This is a genomic window from Phenylobacterium sp. (assembly GCF_025934275.1).
Taxonomy (GTDB): domain Bacteria; phylum Pseudomonadota; class Alphaproteobacteria; order Caulobacterales; family Caulobacteraceae; genus Phenylobacterium.
This window is the reverse complement of sequence record NZ_JAICYI010000024.1, coordinates 21,850-45,783: the sequence shown is the minus strand read 5'-3', so window position 1 is coordinate 45,783 and position 23,934 is coordinate 21,850. Positions and strand designations below refer to the sequence as shown.

Here is a 23,934-nt window from a genome sequence, read left to right as displayed (position 1 = left end):
GGGCCACACCGCGGCGGCCAGGGCGGCTGCGCCGAGCACACCGGCGCCCGCGCCGAGCGCCAGCGGCCGCGCGCCGGCGGCGGCGCGCTTCTGGGCGGCGCCGGCGAGCCAGGCGGCGAAGGCCAGGACGATGGCGGCGGCGAGGATGCGGGCGAGCGCCGAGGCGCCGGCCTGCAGCGTCAGCACCCAGGCGAGCCATGCGGCGGCGCCGTACATCGGGAAGGCCAGCAGCTTGCGGAACGCCCCCATCCAGGGCCCGGGCCGCGGCAGACGCGCGAGCAGGCCGGGCGCGAAGGCGATCAGCACGAACGGCAGGGCGAAGCCTGCGCCCAGCGCCAGGAAGACGACGAGGGCGGCCGCGGCCGACTGGGTGAGCGCCCAGCCCACCGCCGCGCCCATGAAGGGCGCCGTGCAGGGCGCCGCCACGATCACCGCGAGCGCGCCGGTGAACACGTCGCCCACCAGCCCGCTGCGGGCGGCGAGGCCCGCGCCGGCCCCCTGCAGCGAGGTCCCGACCTCGAACACGCCGGAGAGGTCGAGGGCGACGGCGAGCATCAGCAGCGCCAGCGCCGCCACGATCGGCGGCGACTGCAGCTGGAAGCCCCAGCCGACCTCCGCGCCCGCGGCCTTCAACCCGATGAGGGCCAGCGCCAAGGCGAGGAAGGTGACCAGGACGCCGGCTCCGAACGCCAGGCCGTGGCGGCGGGCCAGCGCCTGATCGCGGCCTCCGTGGGCGGCGAGCGAGGCGGCCTTCATGGCCAGCACCGGGAAGACGCAGGGCATCAGGTTGAGGATCAGGCCGCCGAGGAAGGCGAACAGGGCGGCCGGGATCAGCGTCAGGCCGCCGTCCAGCGCCGCCTTCGGCAGCGGCGGTCCGAGTCCGCCGGCGCCGGCCGGCAGCGGCCCGGGCGCAGCGGAGAGCTGGTAGGCCTTGCCGTCGACGGCGAGGACGCCGGCGATCGCCTTGGGCGCCGCGCCGCCCTGGAAGGCGTAGCCGGGGCTGAGCGTGAGCGTCAGGCCGTTGGGGCCGCGGTCGAGGCCCTGCGGCTTGGCATGATCGATGACGGTGGAGTCGTCCGGATAAAAGTAGACGTCGTGGACGTCGCCGCCCCTGAGCGGAGCGCCGACCACCGCCAGCGCCAGGTTCGCGCCCTTTCGCTGGAAGGCGGCGGTGAGGCCGGCAGGCTTCGGCGCCGCCGCCAGCACCTTGCCGATCGGGCCGCCCCAGGCCGGGTCGGTCGGCGCGGGCGCCGGCGTGACCGGCAGGGCGATCTGCAGGTTGGCGTCCTCGGGGACGCAGATCTCCCTGCAAACCAGGAAGGAGGCCTTGGCCTTGAGCAGGACGGTCTGGCCGGGCCTGGCGTCGGCCGGGGCGCTCACCGGGACAGGCAGCAGCACCTCGCCCTCGTAGCCGTAGTTCATCAGCGGGCCGACCGGCAGGCGCTTCGGGGTCGGCCAGACGAACGGGCCCGCCGTCCAGCCGGCCGGCAGCGTCCAGGCGATCATCGTGGCCTGGCCGGAATCGCCGGCGTTCTTCCAATAGGTGTGCCAGCCGGGCTGGATCTGCTGGCGGAGCGCCACATAGGTGGTCCGGCCTGGGGCGACGCCCTGGGTCTGGGCGACGATTTCGGCCGTGAGGTGGCCGGTGTTGACGGGCGCGGCGCGCGCGACGCCGCAGAACGCCAGGACGGACAGCATGGCGGCAAGCCAGCGCATCGTCACCTCAAACTCCGCCCCCGCGGATGATTCCGCGGCTATATGGCCTCTCCGCGGCGCACGCGCAAAGCAAGGCTCGACGCAAGGGGCCGCCCCCCGCCATCATCGGCGAATCGCCCCCCCTCCTGGAGACTCGCCCGTGCCCGCCCGCTTCGACGACATCGAGATCGGACAGGTTGTCTCGCTGGGGGCGATGGCCGTCGAGGCCAAGGCGCTGGACGCCTTCATCGCGGCCTTCACGCCCGGTTGGGCGGCCGAGCGCGGTGCGCCGGACGCCATGGTCTACGCGATCTGGGCCAAGCTGGACGCGGTGGCGCACACCGACTGGCCGCAGACCAAGCGGCTGGGGGTCGATGCGCTGCGCTGGGTGAGGAACCCGCCGGTGGGCGAGTTGCTGCGCGGGCGGATGACGGTGATGGCCAAGGATCCGGTCGGCAAGGACAAGGGCATCGTGATCTGCCAGCACGACCTCCTGGACGAGGCGGGGCGGCTGGTTTTCTCCTGCCTGACCCGCGGCGTGTTCGCCCGTTGAGGCGCGCATGCGGGCCGAACTGATCCGGCATCCGGGCTTTCCCTGCGAGGCCGTGGCGTCGATCGAGGTCGCGGCCGAGCGGTCGGCCTCCGGGGTGCTGTCGTTGCGCTACCTTCTCGAGGGCGTGACCGGCGGCCTGCTCGTCCCGCCGCCGGCTGCGCCCGAGCGGACCGACGAGCTCTGGAAGACGACCTGCTTCGAAGCCTTCGTGCGCAGCGCCGACGGCGAGGGCTACTACGAGCTCAACGTCGCGCCGTCCTCGGCGTGGGCGGCGTACCGCTTCGACGGCTACCGCGCGGGCATGCGGCCGGCGCGGGACGTCGTCCGGCCCGGGATCGCGCTGCGCCGCACGGGCGAGCGGCTGGAGCTGGAGGCCGGCGTCGACCTGGGCGCGGCCGATCTGCCCGCCGAGGCGCCCTGGCGGCTGGGGCTCAGCGCCGTCATCCAGGAGGTCGGTGGGCGCACCTCCTATTGGGCCCTGGCGCATCCCGGCCGGCGGCCCGACTTCCACCACGCGATTGGCTTCGCGCGCCAACTTCCCGTAACGGAGCGGCCATGAAATTCGGCATCGACCGGCTGATCGCCGAGCCCGAGCTCCGGAAGCCGCTGGAGGGGCGGCGCGTGGCCCTGGTGGCCCATCCCGCCTCGGTCACCGGGGACCTGACGCATTCCCTGGACGCGCTGGCGGCGCTGCCGGGCATGAAGATGACCGCCGCCTTCGGCCCGCAGCACGGGCTGCGCGGCGACAAGCAGGACAACATGGTCGAGAGCCCGGACTTCGACGATCCGATGCACGGCGTGCCGGTGTTCAGCCTCTACGGGGAGGTGCGCCGCCCGACCGGGCAGGCGATGCACACCTTCGACGTGGTGCTGCTCGATCTGCAGGACCTGGGCTGCCGCATCTACACCTTCGTGACCACCCTGCTCTACGTCCTGGAGGCCGCCGCCCAGCACGGCAAGTCGGTCTGGGTGCTGGACCGGCCGAACCCCGTGGGCCGCCCCGCGGAGGGGCTGACGCTCAGGCCCGGGTGGGAGAGCTTCGTGGGCGCCGGGCCGCTACCGATGCGCCATGGCCTGACGCTTGGCGAGCTCGGCCGCTGGTTCGTCCGCCACTTCAACCTGGATGTCGACTATCGGGTGATCGAGATGCAGGGGTGGCGGCCGGACGAAGGCCCCGGCTACGGCTGGCCGCTCGGCGAGCGGGTGTGGGTCAACCCCTCCCCCAACGCCCCCAACCTCTGGATGGCGCGGGCCTACGCCGGGACGGTGATGCTGGAGGGGACGACGCTCTCCGAAGGCCGCGGCACGACGCGCCCGCTGGAGCTGTTCGGGGCGCCGGACATCGACGCCCGCGCCGTGATCGCCGAGATGCGGCGGCTCGCGCCCGGGTGGCTGGCGGGCTGCGCGCTTCGTGACTGCTGGTTCGAGCCCACCTTCCACAAGCACGTGAAGCAGCTTTGCGCGGGCGTGCAGATCCACACCGAGGGGCCGGTCTACGACCACGCCCGCTTCCGGCCCTGGCGGGCGCAGGCGCTGGCCTTCAAGGCGATCCGGCGGCTCTATCTGGATTATCCGCTGTGGCGCGACTTCCCCTACGAGTACGAGCTGGAGAAGCTGGCGATCGACGTGATCAACGGCGGACCGGGCTTGCGCGAATGGGTCGACGATCCGGCCGCCGAACCCGGCGACCTCGACGCGCTCGCCCAGCCCGACGAGGCGGCATGGCTGGAGGAACGGCGCGAGATCCTGCTCTACTGAGCCGCGTGCGGCCGGGGAAGGCTGAACATGGTCCGGTCGGCCGGCGTGAAGCTCAGGGATTCGACCACCCGCTCCCGGGCGTGGGCCGGATCGCCGTCCTCGGTGCGGACGCGGAAAGGCACGCGCACCGGCCCCACCTTGCGGTATTCGGAATAGGTGAAGCTCACCGGCCGCGGGCCGCTGCGGTCGACCATGCGGGCGAGCAGATGCGTGCGGCGATCGAACCACAGCTCGCGGGGCTCGCCGCCGACCGGCTGTATGCGCAGCACGTCGAAGGCGCCGCCGGAGCCGCGCCGCACGCCCAGCGCATCGGCCTTGGCGTCGAAGCGGCCGGTGTAGAAATAGGCGTGGACGCGGAAGAAGGCCTCGGTGCGCGCGGCCGCCACGGTCGGACGGTCGTCGACGCCGGTCACCCGCCCGTCGGGATAGATCTGCCAGTCGCCGCCGCCGTTGAAGCCGTGGACGTGCAGGCCGGCCGGCTCGTGGGTCTCGACGCGCATGCCGTAGCGCACCGGATCGAGCCAGGCCTCGTAGCGCAGGCCGCCGTCCTGGCCCGCCTCGTGCCAGCCGCGCAGCAGGTTCCAGCCGCCGCCGCCGCTCGCCGCCCGCGCCTTGGCCAGCACCTGCAGGGCGGCGGGCGAATACCGCTCGGCCTGGGCGGGGGAGGCCACGCAGCACAGAAGCGCCGCCGCGACGGCTTTCGTGACCGACCGACGATCGAGATTGGCGGGGGCCCTCAATCCATTCCTCTCAGCCGTCCTCCCCGGGGTTGTCCCGGGAACCCATGAACACCGGGCTCGGTGAGCAGGCGGAGCAGGCTGCCCACATCGTGCATCCGCGATGCTCATGGATGGCCGGGACTAGCCCGGCCATGACGTCCAAAATTGGGCTCTAGGCGTTGGCGGCCTGCGGTGGGGCGGGGGCGCGGGCCATGGCCAGCGCCACCAGCCGATCCCAGCCGACCAGCGACATCAGGTGCGCATAGATCTGGCCAAGCGCGCCGTTGTCGCGCAGCTCGATGAACTTCTCGGGCGGCAGCTTGTTGAGCTTCTCCTCCGAGACCCCGAAGTACTCGGCGATCTTCTGCGTCTCGGCCGGCGTGCCGTCCGGATTGGTGGGGGTGAAGGTGGCGGTCTTGGTCTCGAACAGGTCGAGGTCCTTCAGGATCTGCACGAAGGCGACCGTCCGCCGCCGCTCGGTCTCGAAGTTGTTGCAGAACTCCATGCAGCGCTTGGTGTACTCGCTGGGCTGGTTGTCGGCTTCGAAGAACGGCATCTCGCCGCCCTCGACGATGAACTCCGCGGCGCGGTCGATGCACAGCACCATGCGATCCTGGGCGTCGTCGGTGGCGAATACGAACGGATAGCGGCGGACGTAGGCCGGGATGTAGACGCCCGGCTCGAACAGGCCGTTCTCCTGCACGAACATGTTGTCGCCCGCGTTCAGGCCCATGACCGCGATCGGCATCTTGTCGTCGCCGACGAAGATGATCGGCCCGGACAGCGCCGCCAGCGGGAACTCGCCCACCGTGAGCGGCACCGCATGGCCGGACTTGGCGAAGCGGAACGGCGCCTCGATGGTCTTGACGCCGAGCTTGCCGTGCAGCTCCGGATTGAGCGGCTCGGGCTTCTGGTAGAACAGGACCGTGCCGGAAATGTCGCCGAGACCGGGGGCTTGCTGGGCGGTGGTGGCCATGGAGAACCTTCGGGATAGAGAGATGCCGACGCGGGCGCTTGGGCCGCCCGGGCGCGAAGTCGCCGGCTTCTAGCCGATCGGCCGCCGGGCGGCAATTGAGGCGCCTCGCCGCTCGGCCGCGAACGGACGTTCGGCGGACCCCTCCTGGAGTGGCATGGGAGACTGGAACGCGGGGTCAAAGATTGTTGGCAGGACGCACCGGTCGTGATCCCGGGCGTCAGGATTCGAGAGGTGCTGGCCAACGACGCTGAAACGGAAGCATGGATGCGGTGAGACTGGGTCCTGTACCGCCCGGGATCAGCCCGATCTCGCCTCCTCCACGGAAAGCACGGCCGGCGCATTCTCGATCGAACGGATCAGTTCGGCGGTGTCCTTGGGCGAGACCCGCGACAGCACGAGCCTGATCTCGTCCTCGTCGCCGCCTTCGCTGGGCTGCAGCACCAGGCGCTTGATTCTGCTCGAACGCGGCCCCAGCGCGCCCTCCACGACCCCGGCGGAAAGCTCGCCGCGGCGGCCCAGGATGCGCAGGTCGAGGGAGGCGTGGGTGGCCCGGTACTGCTCCTCGATCGGCTTCAGCCCGGCCAGGATCACCAGCATGATCAGCGTCGCGGCGACGGCGGCCGTGTAGAGGCCCGAGCCCGCCGCCAGCCCGACGCCGGCCACCGCCCAGACGCTGGCCGCGGTGGTCAGCCCCTTCACCGCCTCGTTGCGGAAGATGATCATCCCGGCCCCGAGGAAGCCGATGCCGGAAACGACCTGGGCGGCGACCCGGGACGGATCGAGGACCACGTGCGCGCCCAGCACGTCCTGGAAGGCGTAGGCCGAGACGATCATCGCCAGGCAGGCGCCGAGGCTCACCAGCATGTGCGTGCGCAGGCCCGCCGCCCAGAGCAGCCGCTCCCGCTCCCAGCCGATTGCGCCGCCGAGCGCGGCCGCCAGGACGAGGCGCAGGACGAGCTCCCACTGAGCCAGCATGTCTCGGCGACTCCCTCTACCGACCTGACGAGCATCGCGTCAGCGGGAACCCTCGGCAAGCGGCCCTTGCCGCTCCCGCGCGCAGAGGCTTCAATCGCCGGATTGAAGCGCGCCCGCGAGCGCCACGGGAGGATTTCCGATGCCGATCTATTACCCCGACATCCTGGAGCAGAAGACCGAGCCCAGGACCTTTGCGTATGGCGACAAGGACGTGATGCTTTATGCGCTGGGCATCGGCATGGGGCGCGATCCCATGGACGAGCGCGAACTGCCGTTCGTCTATGAGAAGGGGCTGAAGGTGGTGCCGACCGCCGCCACCGTGCTGGCGGCGGGCGCGCGGCGCGCCGCCGCCCAGGCCGCGCAGCAGAAGCCGGGACATCGAGTGAGCGAGCTCAACCGGGTTATGGTGGTGCACGGCGAGCAGAAGGTGGAGCTGCACAAGCCGCTGCCCGCCTCCGGCAGCTTCACCGCCCACAGCCGCACCGTCGGCGCCTACGACAAGGGCAAGGACAAGGGCGCGGTGGTGGTCAACGAGACGGTCTGGACCGACGAGGCCGGCGAGAAGATCGCCACCCTCACGGGGTCGACGTTCGCACGGGGAGACGGCGGGTTCGGCGGACCCTCGGAGGGCGCGCCCGAGCCGCACGAGGTCCCCGCCCGCAAGCCTGACCTTTCCGTGCCGTTCGAGACCCGGCCCGACCAGGCGCTGATCTACCGCCTGAACGGCGACCGCAACCCGCTGCATTCCGACCCGGAGTTCGCCAAGCGCGCCGGCTTCCCGCGGCCGATCCTGCATGGACTGTGCACCTACGGGATCACCTGCCGCGCGGTGCTGCAGGAGATCGTCGACTACGACGCCGACAGGATCCTGAGCCACCAGGCGCGGTTCTCCGCCCCGGTGTTCCCGGGCGACGTCGTCACGGTCGACTTCTGGAAGGACGGCGAGGTGGTCTCGTTCGAGGCGCGCGTGCTCGACCGCGGCGCGACGGTGATCAAGAACGGCAAGACGGTCCTCGGCTCAATGTGAGGCCGAGCTCGAGATCGAGCTGCTGCACGAGAAGATCGACGAGCTGCGCGGCAAGCACCTGCTGGCGCTGATCCAGGCCGTGGAGAACCTGGCGACGTTGCTGGGCAAGTCCCGGGCGGGCGGGCGCGATTGAGCGACAAGCGAGGCGAACCTTGAGCCCCGGCCGGCCGTTGCACGGACGCCGCCCGCATCGCGGCGCATGCGAAAGGTCCGCGCCATGAGCAAGCTCAACGAGTCAGAGCGAGACAAAGTCCCGAGCCGGGAATACGCCTTCCCGAAGGAGCGCAAGGAGCCGCTGGAGGACGCCAGCCACGTGCGCAACGCCATCGCCCGGTTCGACCAGGTGAAGGGCGTCAGCGACTCCGAGCGCGACGAGGCCTGGAAGCGCATCAAGGCCGCCGCCAAGAAGCACGGGGTCAAGGTCGAGGAGCGCAGCTGGCGCGAGCTCGGCAAGTCGAAGAAGTGAGCCATCCCCTCTCTCCCTGCGTAGCGCAGGGGGAGCGGGCTTAAGTCGGCCGACCCTGGGTGAGGGCGCCGTAGAGGTCGGGGCGGCGGTCGCGGAAGAAGCCCCAGGCGGCGCGGTGCGTGGCCAGGAAGTCGAGGTCGAACTCGGCCGTGATCACGCCATCGTCCTCGCGCCCGAACGCCGCGACCAGGTCGCCGCGGTGGTCGGCGATGAACGACGAGCCGTAGAACAGCTGGCCGCCGTTCGGATAGCCGGCCCAGGGCTCGAAGCCCGTGCGGTTCGCGCCCACCACCGGGATCACATTGGCGACGGCGTGGCCCTGCATGGCGCGCCGCCAGGGGGCGGCCGTGTCGAGCGTAGGGTCGTGCGGCTCCGAGCCGATGGCGGTGGGATAGAGGAGGACTTCGGCCCCCATCAGGGTCATGGCGCGGGCGGCCTCCGGGTACCACTGGTCCCAGCAGATGCCGACGCCGAGGCGGCCGTGGCGGGTCGGCCAGACCTTGAAGCCCGTGTCTCCCGGCCGGAAGTAATACTTCTCCATGTAGCCCGGGCCGTCGGGGATGTGGCTCTTGCGGTAGACGCCCAGGAGCCCGCCGTCGGCGTCGGCCATGACCACGCTGTTGAAATAGTGCGGCCCCTCCCGCTCGAAGATCGAGATCGGGATCGCGACTCCGAGTTCCTGGGCGAGCGGCGCGAGGGCGGTGACGCAAGGGTGCTCTCGCCAGGGGTGGGCCTCGCGGAACCAGCGCTCCTCCTGGGCGACGCAGAAGTAGGGGCCCTGGAACAGCTCGGGCGGCAGCACGACTTGCGCGCCCTGCCCGGCCGCCTCGCGGACGAGCTCGGCGGTCTTGGCGATGTTGGCGGCCGTGTCCTGGCCGTAGGCGGCCTGGATCGCCGCGACCCTGATCGTGCGCGCCATCAGGCCGGCTCCTGCTGGGTGATGCAGTGGAACGAGCCGCCGCCGGTCAGGATCGCCTTCGACGGCAGGCCGATCACCGTACGGTCAGGGAACAGGTGTTCGAGCGCTTGGATGGCGAACTCCCCCGGCTGCTCCTCGTAGATGGGCACGATCACCGCCCGATTGGCGATCAGGAAGTTCATGTGCGAGGCCGGGACCGGCCTGCCGTCCTCGCTCTCCACGTAGCCCGGCGACGGGATCCGCGCGAGGGAGAGCGGGCGACCGGCCGCGTCGCTCATCTGCGAGAGCCGGCGCGCGGCGTCGTCGTAGGCGCCGGCGTTGGGATCGCCGCGCCCCCAGGCGATCGGGCAGGCCACCACGCCAGGCGCGACGAAGCGGGCGAGGTTGTCTACGTGGCCGTCGGTGTGGTCGCCCAGCAGGCCGTCGCCGAGCCAGAGCACCTTCCTGGCGCCCAACGCCTGACCGAGCGCCGCCTCGGCCGCGGCGGGCGTCCAGCCGCGGTTGCGGTTCGGATTGGTGAGGCACTGGGCGGTGGTGAGCGCCGTCCCCGCCCCATCGTGGTCGAGCGCGCCGCCTTCGAGAACGAAATCATGGCGCACAAGCGCAACGCCCGCCGCCGCGGCGATCTGGCCGGCGACCTCGTCGTCGTGCGCGAGGTCGTACTTGCCGCCCCAGCCGTTGAAGCGGAACCCCTGGGCGGCGAGCGCCCCGTCGGAGGCCTTGGCGAAGATCGGTCCGGTGTCGCGCAGCCAGATGTCGCCGAACCGCCCCGAGACGATCTCCACGCCCGAGACCTCGCCCAGCAGCGCGCGGGCCGCCGCCTCGCCATCCGGATGGCCGGTCATCAGCCGGACCCGCTCGCCGCCGGGGCCGGCGAGCGCGCGGGCCAGCGCGGCCACCTCCGCCTGGGCGGCCGCGAAGTCGGCCTCCCACAGCTCGGCATGGCTCGGGAAGCCCAGCCACATGGCCCGGTGCGGCGCCCACTCGGCAGGTACGGCGATGCTCACGCGCCCCTCGTCGCAAAAAGACGCGCGCAGATGGGCTGGGGCCGGGCGTGCGTCAAGCCACCAGCGAACAGGGCGGCCCGTCGCCGAGCCGCCCTTGGCCGATCGGGCGCCGAAGCCCTCGCGCCTAGAACTCGGCTCGCAGCGTCACATAGACCGTCCGCGGCGCCCCGACCGAGAGGAACGGCGTGCCGGGATTGAAGGTGGCCGTGCCGCCCTGCGCCAGGTCGATGGTGATCGGGTGGGCCGTGTTCACCGTCGTCGAGCGGCTGATGTAGAAGCGGTCGAACAGGTTATCGACGTTCAGCTGCAGCGACGTCTTGACGCCGCGGTAGGTCGGCAGGTCGTAGCGCGCGTCCAGGTCGAACTTGGCGTAGCCCGGGACGCGATCGTCGTTGGTGTCGGAGATGAAGCGCGAGCTCATGTACTTGCCCTGGAAGCCCACGGTCAGTTCGCCGATCTCGTACTGAACCCGGCCGCCGAACTCCCGCTCCGGCGTCATCACGAACTGCTTGCCGGCGGTCGGCAGGAAGCCGGTCTTGCCGCTGACCACCACGACGATGTTGTCCTTGATCTCGCTGTGAACGAAGGACGCCGATCCGTAGAGGGTCAGGTGGTCGATGGGCTGCCAGCCGGCTTCGAAGTCGACGCCGTAGATCGTCACCTTGCCGACGTTGCGGTCGACGGAAAGCGTCGGGTCATTGGGGTCGAACGACTGGACGATGCGGTTGTCGTAGAGGGTGTCGTAGAGGTTGACCGAGGCGGTCAGGTTGCGGGCCTGATAGCGGTAGCCGGCCGAGTAGGTCGTGCTGGTCTCGGGCGTCACCAGCTCGGGCGAGCTGGTGTAGAGGTCGTCGGTCTTGGGCGCCGAGAAGCCCTGCGAGTAGCTCGCGTAGAGCAGGTGGGCTTCGGCGATCCGGTAGGTCACGCCGGCGTTCGGCAGCACCTTGTTGAACCGGAATGTCTCATGGAACGGCAGCCGGAAGTTCGGCAGGCCCGTCGCCGGGTTGATGCTCACCGTCGAGCCCATCAGGGAGTTGAGGCTGGGCGTGTTCGCAGCCGTCGCGCCGGTGTTGTGCTGAGCCGTGGCGAGCGCCAGCGATGCCTCGACCAGCGCCGGATCGACCGTGGTGCAGGTGACGGTCGTCCCGTTGAAGGTGTAGCAGAAGTTGTTGAGCTGGCGCGTGAAGTGCGGATCGCGGACGCCCACGTTCACGTGCAGGCGGTCGTCGAAGAACTTGCCGATATAGTTCAGCGCGAACTGGTTCAGCTCAGCGATCGAGAAGCGGTCGCGGCCGCGTAGCTGGCTGCCGTCCAGGCCGAGGATCGGCGGGCCGCGGTCCTCCTTCGCGCCGAACTGGTCGAACGGCTGGCCCGTCGCCAGGTCCACGAAGGTGAATTCGCCGGTCTGACGGTGGCGGCCGTAGTCGTAGGTGTAGGCGAGCTGCAAGTGGTTGTTGTCGTCGATATCCCAGAGAAGGGAGCTCGTGAGCACCCAGCGGTGGGTCTTGGTGTTGTTGGGCGTGAAGAGCGTCACCGTGTCCAGCGTGTCGCCGTCGCGGTTCAGGTCCTGGCCGGGGCTGGTGATCGATCCGTTCGGATTCACGATCAGCCGGTTGCCGGCGAGCCGCACGTCCGTCTCGCGGATATTCTGGGCGCCGCCGCCGTTGGCCAGCGTGTAGAACCAGGACGGGTCGAAGGTGAAGGTGAGCTTGTCGGTGATGTGATAGAGCGACGAGCCGCGGATCTGGCCGAAGTCCACGGGGTTGGGGTGCAGAGCCCAGTAGTTGGTCTCGCCGCCCGCCTGGCCGGCGTTGGCGGGAAGCCCGGCGGCGATGGCCGCCGCGCCGGTCGGCACCGAGGGCGGCGTGTCGACCACGCCCGGCCGCGCGGTCTGCGGGATCCACACCGGGTTGTAATCGAAGTCCTTGCCGAATTTCGCCAGGTCGGAGCGCGCCGCGCTGAAGTAGAAGATCGGCCGATTGGACGCCCAGTTGGCGGCCAGGCTCAGGAAGCCCTTGTCGCCGAGCGGCTGGTAGACGCGCCCGTCGAGGCCGCGGCGGATGATCGGGCCCTCGCCCTTGTACTTGTCGGCGCGCGCGTAGTTGCCGGAGATGTAGGCCTTGGTGCCCCAAGGCCCGAAGGCGCCGGTCTCCAACTCGCCGTATTCGCGGTTGTAGCGAAAGCTGCCGCCCGCCACCGAGCCGATGACGCCGAAGGTGTTGGTCGGCGTCTTGGAGATGATGTTCACCTGGCCCCCGACGGCCGAGGCGGTCGGGCTGTCCACGTCGGTCGCGCCGATGTCGACGGTGACGTGGTCGGTGAGCTCGCCCACAAGGTATTCGCCCGGGAAGCAGGCGTAGTTGCCGGTGTCGTTGACCGGGCTGCCGTCGATGGTCACGGACAGGTGGTTGCAGTCCAGGCCGTGCATCCGGAAGTCACCCGACAGGATGCCCGTCGGGTCTTCCGACGAGTAGGCGACGCCGGGCAGGAAGTTGATGAACTGCGCGAAGTTCTGGCTGCCGATCTGCGTCTGGATGAACTGCTGGCTGACGACGGCCTCGTCCTTGGCCACCTGCACCTGGGTGGCCAGGCCGTTCATGCTGGGCGCCTGGCGCGCGCCGGTGACCACCAGTTCCTGCACCTGGGTCGCCGTGGACTGCGCAAGCGCGCTTCCGGCCAGCAGCAGGCCCGTGGCAAGCGCCGTCGACGCGCAAAGCGCGCGAGTCAATTCCTTCCTCATAGAACCCCCCTTCCCATCTCCCCACAGGCGACCATCTCCCGGACCGCCTGAGTCCTGATTGCCGTATAGCGCGGAATTGATGACGCTTCTGCTACGGATGACAACCCGCCGCGCAGCTCGGCCGTGAGTGTGGCGCCGGCGCCTTTACAGACCGCCGTCGCCGACTAGGGTCCGGAGCGGATTCGAAGGAGCTACATGGCGCGCGCGGCCTCCCTCACGCGACCGGATTCCGACTGGAGCGCAGCCCTGCTGCTCACCGCCGGCCTGACGCTCGCGAGGGTGGTGGCGCTGTTCCGCACGCCGCTGGAGCTCTATCCGGACGAGGCCCAGTACTGGCTTTGGTCGCGCACGCTCGATTTCGGCTACTACTCCAAGCCGCCGATGATCGCCTGGGCGATCTGGGCCACGACGGCGGTCGGCGGCGACGCCGAGGCCTGGGTGCGGCTGGCCGCGCCGCTGTTCCAGGCGGGGGCGACGCTGGCGGTGTTCGCACTTGGCCGACGGCTCTACGGCGGCGGCGCGGCGTTCGCAGCGGCCGGCCTCTACGCCCTGATGCCGGCGGTGCAGATCTCCTCGGCGGTGATGGCGACCGACGCGCCGCTGCTGTTCTTCCTGGGCCTGACGCTGGTCGCCTATGCGGAGCTGCAGACCGCCGCGGGCGGCGCCCGGCTCGCCTGGGCGGCAGGATTGGGGGCAGCCCTTGGCCTCGCCTTCCTCTCGAAGTACGCCGCGGTCTATGCGGTGATCGGTGTCGCCCTGCACCTGATCCTGAGCCGCGAGGCGCGGCGGGCCTGGGCGCCGGGCGCGGCGGTCATCGCCCTCGTCGTCTTCGCCCTGGTGCTCGCCCCGAACCTTGCCTGGAACGCGAGCCATGGGTTCGCCACCTTGCACCACACCGCCGCCAACGCCGCCTGGGGGCAGCGCGGGGTCAATCCCCTCGGCCCGCTGGCGTTCCTGGCCAGCCAGTTCGCGGTGTTCGGGCCGGTCCCGTTCGGCGCGCTGATCGCGGGCCTCGGGCTGGCCGCGCGGCGCCGAGCGCTGGCCAAGTCCGACCTCATGCTGCTGTGCTTCATCCTGCCGCCGATCCTGATCGTCGCGGGCCAGGCGTTCCTGAGCCGCGCCAACGCCAACTGGTCGGGCGCGAGCTACCTGCCCGGCGCGGTGCTGGTCGCCGCCTGGCTGGTCCGCTGGCGGGCCCGGCGTTGGCTGAGCGCGGCGGTCGCGACGCAGGCGGCGCTGGCGGCGTTCGTCATCCTCGCCCTGGTGCAGCCGCGCGCCGCCGACGCCATGGGAGCCTCCAACAGCCTGAAGCGGGTGCGCGGCTGGTCGGAGACGACCCGGCTGGTGATCGACCGGGCGCAGGCCGTGCAGGCCAACGGCGGGCTTACCGCGGTCGCGGTCAACGACCGGTTCCTCTACGACACGCTGGCCTACTACGGACGCGACTACTTCGGCCGCCCGGGCGCGCCGCCGCTCACCTACTGGCTGCTGACCGCGGCGCCGCAGAACCAGGCGGAGATGAGCGCGCCCCTGACGCCGGCGCTCGGCGGCCGCGTGCTGGGGGTGATCTACGAGGGCTTCCACCGCCGCGAGATGCTGGCCGACTTCGCAGCCGTGACCTGGCGCGAGATCGACCACATCGGCCTCGACCGCAAGCACCAGCGGCGGATCGACCTGTTCATCGGCGAGGGTTATGTCCCCCGCCCGCGCGATCCGGTCAGCGGGCTGCCGAAGCCGTCCTGATCCCGCCCCAGACGGCCTTCAGCTGGGCGTCGCGGCCGCAGCCGACGCGATAGGTCATGTAGGCGACCGGGTTCTTGCGCGCGTAGTCCTGGTGGTAGCCTTCGCCCATCCAGAAGGTGGTCGGCCCGCGGATCTCGGTGGCGACCGGCTTGTGCAGCACCCGCGCGACCTGGGCCTTCACCGCCTCGGCCTGCTGCTTCTCCGCCGCGTCCGTGGCGAACACCGCCGTGCGGTAGGTCGGCCCGCGGTCGCAGATCTGGCCGCCGGGGTCGGTGGGGTCGATGTGGTGGAAGAAGGCGTTGACCAGCTGCGGGTAGCTGATCTTCGAGGGGTCATAGGTGACCTTGATGGATTCCAGGTACCCCTCGTGGTTCTCGTAGGTCGGGTGCGGACGGACGCCGCCGGCGTAGCCCACCACGACCCTCACCACGCCCGGCGTGCCCTCGATATCGTGCTCGGCCGACCAGAAGCAGCCGCCGGCGAAGACCGCGGTCTTCAACGCGGTGGCGGCCGGGGCGGCGGAGGCCGCCAGCAGGGTTGCGGCGGCGACGGCGGAAAACAGACGTGTGTTCATGGCGCTCAGGTTCCGATGCTTTCGGACATTATACGCAGCTTCGGCCGAAATGGAGGCAAGCTCCCCTTCCTTCCCGTCCACGGGTGCGGAAGTCACGCCGCCGCCCTTTCCGAGACTTCGAACCTGGGCTCGGTCTTGCTGCGCACCTCGTCGAGGCTGACGCCGGGGGCGAGCTCGATCAGCGTGAGCGGGGTCCTGCCGCGGTTCACCTCGAACACGCCGAGGTCGGTGACCACCAGATCGACGACGGCCTGGCCGGTGAGCGGCAGCGAACAGGCGTTCACGATCTTGGGCGCGCCGGACTTCTCGACGTGCTCCATCACCACCACGACGCGCTTGACGCCGGCCACCAGGTCCATCGCCCCGCCCATGCCCTTGACCACCTTTCCGGGCACCATCCAGTTGGCGAGGTCGCCCGACCCGGTCACCTGCATGGCCCCCAGGATGGAGAGGTCGATGTGGCCGCCGCGGATCATGGCGAAGCTGTCGGCCGACGAGAAATAGGCCGACGAGGGAAGCTCGGTGATGGTCTGCTTGCCGGCGTTGATCAGGTCGGGGTCGGCCTCGCCCTCGTAGGGGAAGGGGCCCATGCCGAGCATGCCGTTCTCGCTCTGCAGCGTCACCGAGACGCCCGGCGGGATGTAGTTGGCGACCAGGGTCGGGATGCCGATGCCGAGGTTCACGTAGAAGCCGTCCTTGAGCTCGGCCGCGGCGCGCGCCGCCATCTGGTCGCGGGTCCAGGCCATCGTCAGACCTCCTCGCCGGCCGCGGCGCCGACGCTTTCGCGGGGGCGCGTGGTGGCGCGCTCGATGCGCTTTTCGTAGACCGGGCCCGCGAGGATGCGGTCGACATAGATGCCCGGCGTGTGGATCGCGTTGGGATCGAGCGCGCCCGGCTCGACCAGCGCCTCCACCTCGGCCACGGTCACCTTGCCGGCGGTGGCCATCATCGGATTGAAGTTCCGCGCCGTCTTCCGATAGACGAGGTTGCCCGCCCGATCGCCCTTCCAGGCCTTGACGATGGCGAGGTCGGCGGTGAGCGCTCGCTCCATCACGTAGAGCGCGCCGTCGAACTCGCGGACCTCCTTGCCCTCGGCGACCAGGGTGCCGACGCCGGTCCGCGTGTAGAACGCCGGGATGCCCGCGCCCCCGGCGCGGATCCGCTCGGCGAGCGTCCCCTGCGGATTGAACTCCAGCTCCAGCTTGCCCGCCAGATAGAGCTGCTCGAACAGCTTGTTCTCGCCCACGTAGCTGGAGATCATCTTCCGGATCTGACCGCCGGCCAGCAGGACACCCAGGCCGAAGTCGTCGACCCCGCAATTGTTGGAGACCACGGTCAGATCCTTGACGCCCGCCGCGCGGATCGCCGCGATCAGGTTCTCCGGGATGCCGCAGAGGCCGAAGCCGCCGGCCATGATCGTCATGCCGTCGAAGAGCACGCCTTGCAGCGCCTCCTCGGCCGACTTCATCACCTTGTTCGCCATGGCTCGCCTCTTACGACGCAGGGCGCTTCTTGAGAACGGCTGTTGGGCGATAAGGTCGCGGCATGCGTCGCCTGCCCCTCGTCATCGCCTGCGCCTGCCCGATCCTGGCCCACGCCGCGCCCGCCCGGCTGAGCGAGGCTCAGGTCAGGGCCTTCGCGGCCAGGCAGGAGCGGGCCTGGAACGCGAGCGATGCGGCAGGCTTCTTCGGCCTCTTCACGGCCGACGCGCGCTTCGCCGACCAGGCGCGCGCCAAGGACGGCCGCGTGGTGCCCTATGGGACGAGCACGCTCGCCCAGGCCCGCGCCCAGGCCGAGCGGTTCTTCGCCGGATCCCGGCACCGGGAGACGAGCGCCATTCGCAGCGTGCGGATCGCGCCGGATGGCCGCAGCGCCGCGGTGCTGGCCGACGAGGTCGCGGAGATCACCGCCGCGGGGCGCACGCGCCGCAGCTGCGCCGAGACCCGGCAGACCGTGGTGGTCACGCCGGCGGGCTTGCGCTCGAACGGCCAAACCGACACTCAGGTGGCGTGCCGTTGAGGGGAAAGCGCGTGAGGGACCTGGCGGGCGATCTGGACTGGTGGCGGGCGAACCGGGCGGCTCCGGACATCGACCACGGGACGATGCGCGAGGTGCTGGCGCGGCTGCGAGCCTGGAAGGCCGAGCACGACAAGGACCGGGCCGGCCAGCCCGGCCCCTTCCTGCAGCTCGCCTGGGATGCGGTGTTCGGCGACGAGCACGCGCGGGTCGCCACCGCGATCGCCGAGATCGAGAGGCTGCTCGGCGCCTAGGGGACGGCTGCTTCTCCCGCAGGGGCAGAAGGCTCTAAGCTGGCCGGATGACCCAGCTCACCAAGCTCGCGCTGATCGCGCTCGCCGCGGCCCTCGTCGCCCTCCCCGCCCTGGCCCAGAGCGCCGACCCGCGGGTGCGGCTGCATACGCCCGACGGCGACATCGTCCTCGAGCTCTACGCCGACAAGGCGCCGATCACGGTGAGGAACTTCCTGCATTACGTGGATGCCAAGCGCCTCGACGGCGCGAGCTTCTTCCGAGCCTCGCGGCCGAAGGGCGCGACGGGCGACGACTACGGCATCGTCGAAGGCGGGCTGCAGGGCCAGCCCAAGAAGCTGTTCCCGCCGATCGCCCACGAGAGCACCGCCAAGACCGGCCTCTCCCACACCGATGGGACGATCTCCATGGCCCGCAACGCGCCCGGCACCGCGCAGGCCAACTTCACGATCTGCGTCGGCGACCAGACCTACCTCGACGCCGACAAGGATGATCCGAAGGGCAAGCCCGGCTACGCCGCGTTCGGCAAGGTGGTCGAGGGCATGGACGTGGTCCGCAAGATCCTGGTCGCCCCAACCGACCCCAAGAAGGGGACCGGAGTGATGATGGGTGAGATCCTGGCCCATCCGGTGCCGATCCTCACCGCGCGGCGGGTGGCGGCGGGCGCCTGACCGCGGCTCAGTGCGGGCCGGGGTACATGGTCGAGCCGGGCCGGAAGAAGTAGCCGGCGAACACGCGATAGACGAGATACCAGCCGAAGCGCGCCAGGATCGGCGCCGGCCAGCCGAAGCGGCGGAAGGTCCAGGCGTAGATCAGTTGCCAGAGGATCCCCTCGATCGAGCCTTCGATGTCGACGGCGGTCATGCCGGCGAAGGTCATGTGCTTGATGAGCACGGTCTGCTCAAACGGCTCGATCAGCGCGCCGAGCGCGGCGAAGGTCCAGAACAGCACGCCCTGGAACCGGCCCTTGAGCAGAAGCGTGCTGAGCAGCCAGACCGGAATCACGATGACGCCGAAACGGAAGAAGCACTCGCTGAGCACCGAGGCGTGGAAGTAGTGCGGGATCGACCAGGGCAGGCCGACGTTGCCCCAGGTGAACCCCGCCGCGCGGTCGAGCGCCTCGTAGCGCGCGCCGAACATCGGAGTCGCGGTCTTGGCGACGCCCTCCAGGCCCTGGATCAGGCCGATGCCCAGGCCCCAGACGACGACGCGCCGCCAGCCCGGGCCGTCGGATAGCGGCGGGGCCGGCGGGCAGCTGATGCGGCTGGAGAGCGCGATGGCGATGACGCCTACCGCCAGCCACCAGCCGGTGATCAGCCAGCTGAAGTTCTCCGCCTGCGCCTGCAGGGCGACCGGCCAGGGGTGGAGATGGAACAGCGCCGCGATGAGGAGGCACAGCAGCGCCGGGCCGGCCAGGAAGTAGGCGGCATCGCGCCGCATGACGGGATCGACCTTCACCGGAGCCCCCAAAATATACTCTCAGTATATTATACCGATGGTATATTCTGTCCGCGTGGTCAAGTCCCCTGTCAGCAGCAAGCGCCAGCGCACCCGCGAGGCGCTGATCGACGCCACCCTCGCGGTGATCGCCGAGAAGGGTTTCGAGGGCGCGAGCCTCGACGAGATCGCCGCCCGCGCCGGGGTCACCAAAGGGGCGATCTATTCCAACTTCCGCTCCAAGGCCGAGCTGGTCTGGGAAGCCGCGGGGCGACGGCGGCTCAGCCTGCAGCCGCCGTTCCGCCCCGGCGTGCCGCTGCGCGACCAGCACGTGGTCGCCGAGACGCTGTTGGCGCAGTTCGCACCGGCCCAGCGCTTTGCGGAGTTCAACGGCGAGCTGCAGCTCTACATCCGCAGGGATCCGGAGCTGAAGGCGCGGCAGGCGGCGCTCTACAAGCAGATCTTCGACGCGGGGGAGGCCCAGCTCGAGGCGCTGTTCGGCCACGAGCTCGAGATCCCGGCGCGGTCGCTCGTGCTGGCCGCCCAAGCCATGGCGCTGGGCTTCATCGCCCAGTTCGACCGCACGCCGGACGAGGTGACGCCGCAGGTCGTGGAGGCGGCGTTCGACAGCCTCGCGATCGGGGCGACGAGCCCGCGAAAAGGCGCCAAGAAGAAGCCCCGCAGGACGCGCGAGCCATGATCAAGCTGACCTTCTGCCTGGTGCGGCTGCCGCACCTCACCCGCGAGGCGTTCCAGGACTACTGGTTCAACCACCACGCCCCGCTCGTGGCGCATCACGCCCAGACGCTGCAGATCCGCCGCTACGTGCAGCTGCACTCGTTGCCGCCCGAGACCAGCCAGGGCCTGCGCGCCAGCCGCGCGGCGCCTGAGGAGTTCGACGGCGTGGCCGAGCTGTGGTTCGACAGCCTGGAGGCGCTGGCCGCCAACAGCGAACGCCCCGAAGCGCGCGAGGCCGGCCGCATCCTGCTGGAGGACGAACGCACCTTCATCGACCTGCCGAAGTCGCCGCTCTGGTGGGGCGAGGAGCGGACGATCGTTGGCTGAGCCGCAGGGGACCGCGGTCCCGCCCACCCCGCAGGCCGCGGAGACCGCCCCGCAGGCATCCGCCAGGCCGCCGAAACCGCCCAACAACCTGGTGGGACTGGCCCTTCTCGCCGGCTTCGTCGCCGCCGGCTGGGCGCTCGTGAGGGGCGTCGCTACCGGACCGGTGACCTTCGCCTTCGTGATGCTGGGCTGGGTGCTATCGGTGATGGCGCACGAGTTCAGCCATGCGGCGACCGCCTATCTGGGCGGCGACTGGACGGTCAGGCCGAAGGGCTACCTGGCGTTCGATCCGCGCCGCTACGGCGACCTGGGCACCAGCGTGGTGCTGCCGGTGATCTTCCTGGCGCTGGGCGGCATCGGCTTCCCGGGCGGCGCGGTCTATCTGCGCAACGACCTGATGCGCGCACCTTTCTGGCGCGCGGCCGCGGCGCTGGCGGGGCCGGCGGCGACCCTGGTCGTGCTCCTCGTTCTGGCCGCCGCGACCCGGATCCTGCTTAGGATCGAAGGCCGCGACGCGCTGGCGGCGGCGCTCGCGTTCCTGGCCTTCTTGCAGGCGACCGGGCTGATCCTCAACCTGCTGCCGATCCCGGGCCTCGACGGGTTCGGCGCGATCCGACCGTTCCTGCCGGCCGGCTGGACGCCCGCCATCCGCCGGGCCGAGGGGCTGGTGATGGTCGGCCTGTTCCTGCTGATCTTCCTCTCGCCGATGGGCGGGCGGTTGCTGTTCGGGACCGGCGGCGCGCTGGCCGCGGCGCTGGGCGTCCCGCCCGAGGCGATCGAGCAAGGCTTCCGCGCCTTCCGCTTCTGGCGCGGCTAGGCGGCCGCGAAGTCGAGCTCAGCGGTTTTGACCGCCCCGGCGGTGCGGCCGGGCGCCGTCTGGTAGGCCCAGTAGAGATTGGTGTGGGCGATCACCTGGTCCGGCGGCGGCGCGCCCCACCGGGAGAGGTCCTCGGTGGTGTGGGCGTCGCGGACCAGGAGCACGTCGTAGCCGCGCACCAGGGCGCCGTGCAGGGTGGAGCGGATGCAGGCGTCGGTCTGGGCGCCGGCGACGAAGATGCGGCCGACGCCCAGGCCGGCCAGCACCTCTTCCAGGCTGGTTTCCTCGAACGCGTCGCCGTAGGCCTTTCCGACCAGCGGCTCGGCCGGATCGGGCGCGAGTTCGGGGACGATGCGCCAGGCCTCGCTGCCCGCCGGGAGCTCCTCGCTCGCATGCTGGACCCAGACGACCGGGACGCCCTCGCGCCGCGCCTTGTCGACCAGGCTGGCGATGTTCGCGACCACCGCCTCGGAATTGTGCGAGAGGGCCATGACGCGGTTCTGCACGTCGACGATGACGAGCGCGGTGTTCGGACGTTCGGAGAGAGTCGTCATGCTCGCCAGCTAGCCGCCGCGCGACGGCGGTGTCCAGAGACCGCGCTCGGGGGCGCAGCGGGTTTTCGCGTGCCCTTAAGGATTGCGGGCCGCATGCTTTGCCTCGCATGAGCGCGATTCGCCCCGTCCGCATCCTCGGCCTCGATCCGGGACTTCGCCGCACCGGCTGGGGCGTGGTGACCGTCGAGGGCGCGCGGCTGTCGCATGTGGCGCACGGGGTGATCCGGCCGGACGAGGCGGCGCCGTTCGCGGAGCGGCTGCTCGCGCTGTTCGAGGCGATCTGCGCGATCATCGAGACCCACGCGCCGGACGAGGCGGCCGTCGAGGAGACCTTCGTCAACACCAATGCGTCGTCCACTCTGAAGCTCGGGCACGCGCGGGCGGCCTGCCTGATCGCCCCGGCCCGCGCCGGCCTGCCGGTCGCCGAGTACGCCGCCACGGTGGTCAAGAAGGCGGTGGTCGGCACGGGCGGCGCCGACAAGGCGCAGGTGGGGTTCATGATCCGCCGGCTGCTGCCGAGCGCCGGCGAGACAACCGCCGACGCCGCCGACGCCCTGGCCGTGGCGATCGCCCACGCCCATGCGCGCAGGGGCCGCGCCCTGCGCGGCGCGGCCTAGCCGGCGCTGGCGGCGGGACGGCCGAGCACGCGGGCCCAGGTCAGGCCGCGCGTCGACCAGGCGACCGCGGCGTAGAGCGCGATGCCGCCCAGCCCCAGAAGCGTCTCGCCGATCAGCATGCCGCCCGAGCCCCAGCGGCTCTGGGCCCAGCCGTCGATCAGCGTCACCATCAGCAGCGGCACGTTGGAGATCGACGAGATGAGATTGAACTTGGTCGCCGCCGCGCCCTGGCCGATCGACTCCAGCACCACCGCCGAATAGGCGCCGTAGGCGAGCCCGCAGATCCCGTTGTAGAGCGTCGCCATGACCATGAACGCCAGCGGCGTCCGTGGGCCCAGCGCCATCACCAGCGACTCCGCGGCCATCACGGCGCCGAACAGGAGATAGGCCCGCTTGCGGTCCATCCGGTCGCAGACGTAGCCGCCCGCGATGCAGCCTGCGATGGCGGCCAGGCCGGAAAGCACGCCCCCGACCAGCGCCACCTGGTCGGCGTCGGCGCGCCAGTCCTTGGCGACCGCCGCCCAGAGGTTCTGCGCCGCCCCCGAACCGATCGGCAGCAGCATGAGGAAGGCGGCGAGCAGGCCGATCCGCCGTTGCGCCAGGCTCAGCACGTCGCGTCCGGTGGAGATCAGGACGCTGGCGTAGCTCGGCCTGGCCGCAGGACGTGGCGGATCGCGCAAGAACAGCAGCGCCGCGCCTGACGCGAGGCAGGCTGCGGCGAGAACGGCGGCGGCCGGCCAGGGCGCGCCGCTGTGCTGGGCGATCCACAGGCCGGCGCCGCCGCCCAGGCCCACGCCGCCCAGGTTGCCCGCCTGGCTCCAGCCGCCCGCCCGGCCCTTGTCGGCATCGGTCGTGTCGTAGGCCATCATCCGATTGGTGGCGATGGCGGTGAGGGTGGCGGCGATGCTGTTGACGAGCACCAGCGTCCCGAAGGTCGGGATCATCGCCACGGAGAGCGGCAGGAAGCCGAAGGCGAACAGGGTCGCCGCCGTCGCCGCATTGGCGATCAGGAACCAGCGCTTGGCGGTCAGCGAGACGTCGACGACCGGCGCCCAGAGCACCTTCCAGGTGTTGGGAACGAGCGCCAGCCGGCCAGGCCCGCCACCGCAGCGACGCTCGCGCCGGCGTGGCTCAGCAGCCAGGCCAGGGTGACGGTCACGTAGCCGTTGCTGATGCCGTAGGGCAGGTAGAGCACCAGCCAGGCCAGGGGATGCGGCGGTCGCCGCTCGACCAGAGGCTCCGCCATGCCGCTCCCCGCGCGATCCGACCCTCGCCGAGTTAAGCCCCATATCGGGCCGTCGCGATACACCCTCCAGGTTGCGGCGGATGCGCCGGGTCCCGCCTTCACGATTGATCAAGCGATTCATCGCGGATTACGGCATGCTGGAACAGATGCTGAACGTGAGTCGCGGATGATCGGACGCCTGCGCGGGATCGTGGCCGAGACGGCCGAGGAGGACGCCCTGATCGACGTGGCGGGGGTTGGCTATGTCGTGCGCTGCGGGTCGCGCACCCTCTCGCGCCTCCCGGAGATCGGCGGCGAGGCGGTGCTGCATGTCGAGACCCAATGGGGCGAGCAGACCGGCATGAAGCTGTACGGCTTCCTCAGCCGCGAGGAGCGGCGCGCCTTCGTGCTGCTGCAGTCGATCCAGGGCGTCGGGCCCAAGGCGGCGCTGGCGGTGCTGGACGTGCTGCCGCCGGCCGAGCTCGCCGCGGCGGCGGCGCGCGAGGACAAGGCGGCCATCGCCCGCGCCCAGGGCGTCGGGCCGAAGCTCGCCCAGCGGATCGCCACCGAGCTGAAGGACAAGCCGATCACCGACGGGCCGGTGGCGGCCTTCCACGCGCAGATCGGCCCAGCGCGCGCGCCGTCCGTCTCCGGCGAAGCCGTCGCGGCGCTGATCGGGCTGGGCGTCGCCGAGCCGGCCGCGCGGCGGGTCGTGGAGCAGGCCGCAGGACGGCTCGGCGACCAGGCTGCCGCGCCGGCGCTGATCAAGGCCGCGCTGCAGGAGCTGGGGCGATGACAGC

28 protein-coding genes are annotated in these 23,934 nt (G+C 70.9%); 14 read left to right on the top strand and 14 right to left on the bottom strand.

What is annotated here, in order from left to right; genetic code table 11:
* Positions 1 to 1,716 (bottom strand): protein-disulfide reductase DsbD domain-containing protein (locus Q0W60_RS08265; protein ID WP_297694434.1); only part of this gene is annotated, 1,716 nt, incomplete at its 3' end.
* Between the two features lie 139 nt (positions 1,717 to 1,855).
* On the opposite strand from Q0W60_RS08265, the gene Q0W60_RS08260 reads away from it, so the two are divergent.
* Genes Q0W60_RS08260 through Q0W60_RS08250 form a run of 3 tightly spaced genes read left to right on the top strand, consistent with a single transcriptional unit; the run spans position 1,856 to position 4,006 of the window.
* Positions 1,856 to 2,248: an acyl dehydratase gene (locus Q0W60_RS08260; RefSeq protein ID WP_297694432.1), complete on the top strand. Its 393-nt coding sequence runs from the start codon at positions 1,856 to 1,858 to the stop codon at positions 2,246 to 2,248.
* Positions 2,249 to 2,255: 7 nt separating this feature from the next.
* Positions 2,256 to 2,807, top strand: a complete 552-nt coding sequence (locus Q0W60_RS08255) for a DOMON-like domain-containing protein (protein WP_297694430.1) — start codon at positions 2,256 to 2,258, stop codon at positions 2,805 to 2,807.
* A complete protein-coding gene (locus tag Q0W60_RS08250; RefSeq protein ID WP_297694428.1) occupies positions 2,804 to 4,006 on the top strand; it encodes a DUF1343 domain-containing protein in 1,203 nt (400 codons plus the stop codon). Before Q0W60_RS08255 ends, Q0W60_RS08250 begins: the two co-directional genes overlap by 4 nt.
* On the opposite strand, the gene Q0W60_RS08245 is transcribed toward Q0W60_RS08250, so the two are convergent.
* The 3 genes from Q0W60_RS08245 to Q0W60_RS08235 form a co-directional block, all read right to left on the bottom strand.
* Complete coding sequence (locus Q0W60_RS08245) at positions 4,000 to 4,746, bottom strand: hypothetical protein (protein ID WP_297694426.1); 747 nt, start codon at positions 4,744 to 4,746, stop codon at positions 4,000 to 4,002. The genes Q0W60_RS08250 and Q0W60_RS08245 overlap by 7 nt on opposite strands.
* Before the next feature lie 151 nt (positions 4,747 to 4,897).
* Entirely contained in the window at positions 4,898 to 5,701 is an 804-nt protein-coding gene (locus Q0W60_RS08240; protein ID WP_297694424.1) for a SapC family protein, read from the bottom strand.
* A gap of 297 nt (positions 5,702 to 5,998) precedes the next feature.
* Complete coding sequence (locus tag Q0W60_RS08235) at positions 5,999 to 6,676, bottom strand: MgtC/SapB family protein (RefSeq protein WP_297694422.1); 678 nt, start codon at positions 6,674 to 6,676, stop codon at positions 5,999 to 6,001.
* A gap of 139 nt (positions 6,677 to 6,815) precedes the next feature.
* Between Q0W60_RS08235 and Q0W60_RS08230 the strand changes: the two genes are divergently transcribed.
* Entirely contained in the window at positions 6,816 to 7,703 is an 888-nt protein-coding gene (locus Q0W60_RS08230) for a MaoC/PaaZ C-terminal domain-containing protein (protein WP_297694420.1), read from the top strand.
* A 217-nt stretch (positions 7,704 to 7,920) separates the two neighbouring features.
* Positions 7,921 to 8,169, top strand: a complete 249-nt coding sequence (locus tag Q0W60_RS08225; RefSeq protein WP_297694418.1) for a DUF6582 domain-containing protein — start codon at positions 7,921 to 7,923, stop codon at positions 8,167 to 8,169.
* 40 nt (positions 8,170 to 8,209) lie between these two features.
* On the opposite strand, the gene aguB is transcribed toward Q0W60_RS08225, so the two are convergent.
* From aguB to Q0W60_RS08210, 3 genes are all read right to left on the bottom strand, one after another.
* Positions 8,210 to 9,088: an N-carbamoylputrescine amidase gene (gene aguB / locus Q0W60_RS08220; RefSeq protein WP_297694416.1), complete on the bottom strand. Its 879-nt coding sequence runs from the start codon at positions 9,086 to 9,088 to the stop codon at positions 8,210 to 8,212.
* Entirely contained in the window at positions 9,088 to 10,095 is a 1,008-nt protein-coding gene (locus Q0W60_RS08215) for an agmatine deiminase family protein (protein WP_297694414.1), read from the bottom strand. Before Q0W60_RS08215 ends, aguB begins: the two co-directional genes overlap by 1 nt.
* Positions 10,096 to 10,219: 124 nt before the next feature.
* Positions 10,220 to 12,823: a TonB-dependent receptor gene (locus Q0W60_RS08210; protein ID WP_297694412.1), complete on the bottom strand. Its 2,604-nt coding sequence runs from the start codon at positions 12,821 to 12,823 to the stop codon at positions 10,220 to 10,222.
* Between the two features lie 207 nt (positions 12,824 to 13,030).
* On the opposite strand from Q0W60_RS08210, the gene Q0W60_RS08205 reads away from it, so the two are divergent.
* Positions 13,031 to 14,578, top strand: coding sequence for a glycosyltransferase family 39 protein (locus Q0W60_RS08205; RefSeq protein WP_297694410.1), 1,548 nt, complete (start codon positions 13,031 to 13,033; stop codon positions 14,576 to 14,578).
* On the opposite strand, the gene msrA is transcribed toward Q0W60_RS08205, so the two are convergent.
* The 3 genes from msrA to Q0W60_RS08190 form a co-directional block, all read right to left on the bottom strand.
* Entirely contained in the window at positions 14,553 to 15,152 is a 600-nt protein-coding gene (gene msrA / locus Q0W60_RS08200) for a peptide-methionine (S)-S-oxide reductase MsrA (protein ID WP_297694408.1), read from the bottom strand. The genes Q0W60_RS08205 and msrA overlap by 26 nt on opposite strands.
* A gap of 92 nt (positions 15,153 to 15,244) precedes the next feature.
* A complete protein-coding gene (locus Q0W60_RS08195; protein WP_297694406.1) occupies positions 15,245 to 15,898 on the bottom strand; it encodes a 3-oxoacid CoA-transferase subunit B in 654 nt (217 codons plus the stop codon).
* Between the two features lie 2 nt (positions 15,899 to 15,900).
* Positions 15,901 to 16,635, bottom strand: coding sequence for a CoA transferase subunit A (locus Q0W60_RS08190; RefSeq protein ID WP_297694404.1), 735 nt, complete (start codon positions 16,633 to 16,635; stop codon positions 15,901 to 15,903).
* A 62-nt stretch (positions 16,636 to 16,697) separates the two neighbouring features.
* Here Q0W60_RS08190 and Q0W60_RS08185 point away from each other — a divergent pair, with 62 nt between their 5' ends.
* From Q0W60_RS08185 to Q0W60_RS08175, 3 genes are read left to right on the top strand one after another with little or no spacing between them, the layout of a single operon-like run.
* Positions 16,698 to 17,171 carry a DUF4440 domain-containing protein gene (locus Q0W60_RS08185; RefSeq protein ID WP_297694402.1) on the top strand — a complete coding sequence of 158 codons (474 nt, stop codon included), beginning with the start codon at positions 16,698 to 16,700 and terminating at the stop codon, positions 17,169 to 17,171.
* 11 nt (positions 17,172 to 17,182) lie between these two features.
* Positions 17,183 to 17,422, top strand: a complete 240-nt coding sequence (locus Q0W60_RS08180) for a hypothetical protein (protein WP_297694400.1) — start codon at positions 17,183 to 17,185, stop codon at positions 17,420 to 17,422.
* A gap of 47 nt (positions 17,423 to 17,469) precedes the next feature.
* A complete protein-coding gene (locus Q0W60_RS08175; protein WP_297694399.1) occupies positions 17,470 to 18,090 on the top strand; it encodes a peptidylprolyl isomerase in 621 nt (206 codons plus the stop codon).
* A gap of 7 nt (positions 18,091 to 18,097) precedes the next feature.
* Here Q0W60_RS08175 and Q0W60_RS08170 read toward each other — a convergent pair whose 3' ends face one another.
* Positions 18,098 to 18,877, bottom strand: coding sequence for a hypothetical protein (locus Q0W60_RS08170; RefSeq protein WP_297694397.1), 780 nt, complete (start codon positions 18,875 to 18,877; stop codon positions 18,098 to 18,100).
* A gap of 37 nt (positions 18,878 to 18,914) precedes the next feature.
* Here Q0W60_RS08170 and Q0W60_RS08165 point away from each other — a divergent pair, with 37 nt between their 5' ends.
* The 3 genes from Q0W60_RS08165 to Q0W60_RS08155 are packed head-to-tail and all read left to right on the top strand — an operon-like array spanning position 18,915 to position 20,738.
* The gene (locus Q0W60_RS08165) at positions 18,915 to 19,556 is read left to right on the top strand and encodes a TetR/AcrR family transcriptional regulator (protein ID WP_297694395.1); all 642 of its coding nucleotides are present in this window, start codon (positions 18,915 to 18,917) and stop codon (positions 19,554 to 19,556) included.
* Positions 19,553 to 19,921 carry an EthD domain-containing protein gene (locus Q0W60_RS08160; protein ID WP_297694394.1) on the top strand — a complete coding sequence of 123 codons (369 nt, stop codon included), beginning with the start codon at positions 19,553 to 19,555 and terminating at the stop codon, positions 19,919 to 19,921. Before Q0W60_RS08165 ends, Q0W60_RS08160 begins: the two co-directional genes overlap by 4 nt.
* Entirely contained in the window at positions 19,914 to 20,738 is an 825-nt protein-coding gene (locus Q0W60_RS08155; RefSeq protein ID WP_297694392.1) for a site-2 protease family protein, read from the top strand. The genes Q0W60_RS08160 and Q0W60_RS08155 overlap by 8 nt, the downstream gene beginning before the upstream one ends.
* On the opposite strand, the gene Q0W60_RS08150 is transcribed toward Q0W60_RS08155, so the two are convergent.
* Positions 20,735 to 21,292: an isochorismatase family protein gene (locus tag Q0W60_RS08150; protein ID WP_297694390.1), complete on the bottom strand. Its 558-nt coding sequence runs from the start codon at positions 21,290 to 21,292 to the stop codon at positions 20,735 to 20,737. The two genes, Q0W60_RS08155 and Q0W60_RS08150, sit on opposite strands and share 4 nt — an antisense overlap.
* 107 nt (positions 21,293 to 21,399) lie before the next feature.
* On the opposite strand from Q0W60_RS08150, the gene ruvC reads away from it, so the two are divergent.
* Positions 21,400 to 21,909, top strand: coding sequence for a crossover junction endodeoxyribonuclease RuvC (gene ruvC / locus Q0W60_RS08145; protein WP_297694388.1), 510 nt, complete (start codon positions 21,400 to 21,402; stop codon positions 21,907 to 21,909).
* On the opposite strand, the gene Q0W60_RS08140 is transcribed toward ruvC, so the two are convergent.
* Positions 21,906 to 22,970, bottom strand: a complete 1,065-nt coding sequence (locus tag Q0W60_RS08140; RefSeq protein ID WP_297694387.1) for an MFS transporter — start codon at positions 22,968 to 22,970, stop codon at positions 21,906 to 21,908. The two genes, ruvC and Q0W60_RS08140, sit on opposite strands and share 4 nt — an antisense overlap.
* On the bottom strand, positions 22,937 to 23,155 hold the full coding sequence (locus Q0W60_RS08135) for a hypothetical protein (protein ID WP_297694385.1): 219 nt from the start codon (positions 23,153 to 23,155) through the stop codon (positions 22,937 to 22,939). The genes Q0W60_RS08140 and Q0W60_RS08135 overlap by 34 nt, the downstream gene beginning before the upstream one ends.
* 166 nt (positions 23,156 to 23,321) lie before the next feature.
* Here Q0W60_RS08135 and ruvA point away from each other — a divergent pair, with 166 nt between their 5' ends.
* Positions 23,322 to 23,930: a Holliday junction branch migration protein RuvA gene (gene ruvA / locus Q0W60_RS08130; protein WP_297694383.1), complete on the top strand. Its 609-nt coding sequence runs from the start codon at positions 23,322 to 23,324 to the stop codon at positions 23,928 to 23,930.
* The last annotated feature ends 4 nt before the right edge of the window (positions 23,931 to 23,934 follow it).

Bases quoted from the DNA above. Each gene is read 5' to 3' on its own strand.
- ruvC (WP_297694388.1), top strand. From the start codon at position 21,400: ATGAGCGCGATTCGCCCCGTCCGCATCCTCGGCCTCGATCCGGGACTT.
- Q0W60_RS08235 (WP_297694422.1), bottom strand. From the start codon at position 6,676: ATGCTGGCTCAGTGGGAGCTCGTCCTGCGCCTCGTCCTGGCGGCCGCG.
- Q0W60_RS08190 (WP_297694404.1), bottom strand. From the start codon at position 16,635: ATGGCGAACAAGGTGATGAAGTCGGCCGAGGAGGCGCTGCAAGGCGTG.
- Q0W60_RS08135 (WP_297694385.1), bottom strand. From the start codon at position 23,155: ATGGCGGAGCCTCTGGTCGAGCGGCGACCGCCGCATCCCCTGGCCTGG.
- Q0W60_RS08150 (WP_297694390.1), bottom strand. From the start codon at position 21,292: ATGACGACTCTCTCCGAACGTCCGAACACCGCGCTCGTCATCGTCGAC.
- msrA (WP_297694408.1), bottom strand. From the start codon at position 15,152: ATGAACACACGTCTGTTTTCCGCCGTCGCCGCCGCAACCCTGCTGGCG.
- Q0W60_RS08225 (WP_297694418.1), top strand. From the start codon at position 7,921: ATGAGCAAGCTCAACGAGTCAGAGCGAGACAAAGTCCCGAGCCGGGAA.
- Q0W60_RS08160 (WP_297694394.1), top strand. From the start codon at position 19,553: ATGATCAAGCTGACCTTCTGCCTGGTGCGGCTGCCGCACCTCACCCGC.
- Q0W60_RS08195 (WP_297694406.1), bottom strand. From the start codon at position 15,898: ATGGCCTGGACCCGCGACCAGATGGCGGCGCGCGCCGCGGCCGAGCTC.
- ruvA (WP_297694383.1), top strand. From the start codon at position 23,322: ATGATCGGACGCCTGCGCGGGATCGTGGCCGAGACGGCCGAGGAGGAC.
- Q0W60_RS08175 (WP_297694399.1), top strand. From the start codon at position 17,470: ATGACCCAGCTCACCAAGCTCGCGCTGATCGCGCTCGCCGCGGCCCTC.
- Q0W60_RS08250 (WP_297694428.1), top strand. From the start codon at position 2,804: ATGAAATTCGGCATCGACCGGCTGATCGCCGAGCCCGAGCTCCGGAAG.
- Q0W60_RS08205 (WP_297694410.1), top strand. From the start codon at position 13,031: ATGGCGCGCGCGGCCTCCCTCACGCGACCGGATTCCGACTGGAGCGCA.
- Q0W60_RS08230 (WP_297694420.1), top strand. From the start codon at position 6,816: ATGCCGATCTATTACCCCGACATCCTGGAGCAGAAGACCGAGCCCAGG.
- aguB (WP_297694416.1), bottom strand. From the start codon at position 9,088: ATGGCGCGCACGATCAGGGTCGCGGCGATCCAGGCCGCCTACGGCCAG.
- Q0W60_RS08185 (WP_297694402.1), top strand. From the start codon at position 16,698: ATGCGTCGCCTGCCCCTCGTCATCGCCTGCGCCTGCCCGATCCTGGCC.
- Q0W60_RS08255 (WP_297694430.1), top strand. From the start codon at position 2,256: ATGCGGGCCGAACTGATCCGGCATCCGGGCTTTCCCTGCGAGGCCGTG.
- Q0W60_RS08165 (WP_297694395.1), top strand. From the start codon at position 18,915: ATGGTATATTCTGTCCGCGTGGTCAAGTCCCCTGTCAGCAGCAAGCGC.
- Q0W60_RS08240 (WP_297694424.1), bottom strand. From the start codon at position 5,701: ATGGCCACCACCGCCCAGCAAGCCCCCGGTCTCGGCGACATTTCCGGC.